3 protein-coding genes are annotated in these 2,345 nt (G+C 63.9%); 2 read left to right on the top strand and 1 reads right to left on the bottom strand.

Annotation, left to right across the window (positions count from 1 at the left end; genetic code table 11):
• Window positions 1-1,061 (top strand): VWA domain-containing protein (locus tag EN749_RS34270; RefSeq protein ID WP_245491564.1); only part of this gene is annotated, 1,061 nt, incomplete at its 5' end.
• The gene (locus EN749_RS34265) at window positions 1,061-1,948 is read left to right on the top strand and encodes an amidohydrolase (protein ID WP_164895651.1); all 888 of its coding nucleotides are present in this window, start codon (window positions 1,061-1,063) and stop codon (window positions 1,946-1,948) included. The genes EN749_RS34270 and EN749_RS34265, both read left to right, overlap by 1 nt.
• A gap of 4 nt (window positions 1,949-1,952) precedes the next feature.
• On the opposite strand, the gene EN749_RS34260 is transcribed toward EN749_RS34265, so the two are convergent.
• Window positions 1,953-2,345 (bottom strand): carboxymuconolactone decarboxylase family protein (locus EN749_RS34260; protein WP_245491563.1); only part of this gene is annotated, 393 nt, incomplete at its 5' end.

Genomic DNA, 2,345 nt, shown 5'->3' with positions numbered 1-2,345 from the left:
ATCGAGCGCGGCCCGAGCAGGTCTCCTGTTTCATGCAGGCGGTGACGTTGCTCGGGCCGCGCTCGATGGCAGACATCCGCGAGGCCGCCCTTGCCACGCTGGCGCCGCCGCCCGACCGCCGCGACGAATTCGAGGCGCATTTCCAGAGCCACTTTTATGGCAATACGTCCGCCGTGGTCGAAGGCGACGCCGACGAGGAAACTCGCATCAAGGATGATGGCGGCGCCGACGACGAACGGCTCGAGGCCGAACAAAGCCAAGAGGGCGGCGACCTCTCTTCGGCCCTGGAGCAGTTGAGTGCCCGCGACTTCCAGCGCGACGATGACAGGCTGACCGCCTTTCGTCGCAAACTCTCGACCGCTTTACCAGCCCGGCGCTCCTTCCGCACCGTACGCACCCACTCGCGCGGCAAGCTCGATTTGCGCCGGTCGCTGAGGGAAATAGTCAGCGCCGATGGCGACGTCCCCTCGCCGCTGCTGCGCCGCCGCCAGACTGTGCCGCGCAAGCTGCTTCTGCTGATCGATGTGTCCGGCTCGATGAAGCTGCACACAGCGGACTATCTCAAGCTGGCACATGCGGCCGTACAAGGTGCCGACCGCGCCGAAATCTTCACCTTCGGCACGCGGCTGACGCGCATCACCACGGCATTGCGCATCCGCGACCGCGACCAGGCGCTGGCGCGCGCCGCTGCCCAGGTCGACGACTGGGATGGCGGCACCCGCATGGGACCGACGCTGCTCGCCTTCCTCTCGGTGCCGCGCTTCTCGTCGTTTGCACGCGGTGCCACGGTCGTGATCCTGTCCGACGCGCTGGAGCGCGGCGATCATGGCGAGATGGAGACGGCGATGCGACGGCTGAGCGCCCGCGCTTTCCGGCTGTCGCTGGCCACACCGCTAGCCGGCGACCCGCGCTTCCGGCCGGCAACGGCTGCACTTCGCGCCATCCTGCCGGTGCTCGACGATCTGGTCGACGGCTCATCACTCGCCGGCCTCACCGATTTCATCCTGTCGCTCGCTCGCCCTGCTTCAGCGGCGGCGGCAATCTGGAAGAGGGTTTCATGATGCAGAAAACAATCGACGCGCATTTCCACATCTGGCGCCAAAAGGACCAGCCCTGGCTGGTCGGGCCGATGGTGCCGCGCATCTTCGGTCCCTACGAGCCGATCCGGCGCGACTACCCGATCGAGGAATTTCTCGAAGACCAGAGGGATTCAGCCGTCGAAAAGGCCGTCTATGTCCAGACCAACTGGGCCAAGGAGGATTTCGAGAAGGAAGTCGCATTCCTGCAGAAGACATCCGACGAAACCGGCTGGCCGCATGCCATCGTCGGCTATACCGACATGACCGTCGACGATATCAGGACTCAGATCGATCGCCTGAAAAAGTATCCGCTGCTGCGCGGCGTGCGCATGCAGCTGCACTGGCACGAGACGCCGGCCTTCCGTTTCGCCGCCTCCGCCGACCAGGTGATCGACCCCAACGTGCGCGCCAATGTGGCGCGGCTCAAGGATTATGGCCTGTCCTTCGACCTGCAGCTCTTCCCCGCCCAGATGAAGGACGGCCTGACGCTGGTCGGCGAAAACCCGGAGACGAATTTCATCCTCACCCATGCCGGTATGCTGACCGGCATGGAGCCGGAAACCACCGAAGCCTGGAAGGCAGGCCTGCGCACGCTTGCAGCCGCCCCCAACTTCTACGCCAAGCTCTCCGGCCTCGGCACCTTCGTCCACCGCAACGACCCGGCTCTGATCGCCTATATCGTCGACAATGCGATCGACATATTGGGCGCCGACCATTTGATGTTCGGCTCGAACTTCCCGATCGAAAAACTGTGGACCAGCCACGCCGAGCTGATCAAGGCGCACCGCGACGCGGTGGCGAAGCATGGTTCGGTAGCGGAAGCGGATATCTTCTGGAACACGGCGGAGAAGGTTTACCGGCCGGTGTGAGGCCTCACTTCACCTCGAACTGCGGGTCAACCGGAATCTGCATCGCCGTCACCAGATGGTTGGTCTGGCCGGCGAGCCCGATGATCGACACCAGCTCGCCATGCTGCGCATCGGTCATGCCCTTGGCTCGCGCTGCCGCCGTGTGCGAGTGGACGCAGTAGGAGCAGCCATTGGCGGTCGAGACAGCAATGTAGATCATCTCCTTGGTCAGCGGATCGATGGCGCTGTCGGCCACCATCACCACCTTCAACTGTTCCCAGATCCGCTTCAGCGCCGGAGGATCATTGGCCAGCCCGCGCCAGAAATTGTTGACGAAATCAGATTTGCGCGTCGCGCGGATGTCGTCGAAGACGACTTTCACGGCCGGGATTTTTTCGACTTCGGCATCGGTCAGGAG

The organism is Mesorhizobium sp. M7A.F.Ca.ET.027.02.1.1, from assembly GCF_004022985.1.
Lineage (GTDB): Bacteria > Pseudomonadota > Alphaproteobacteria > Rhizobiales > Rhizobiaceae > Mesorhizobium.
Note: the sequence above shows the minus strand (reverse complement) of the source record. Positions and strands in the feature narration are given on the sequence as shown.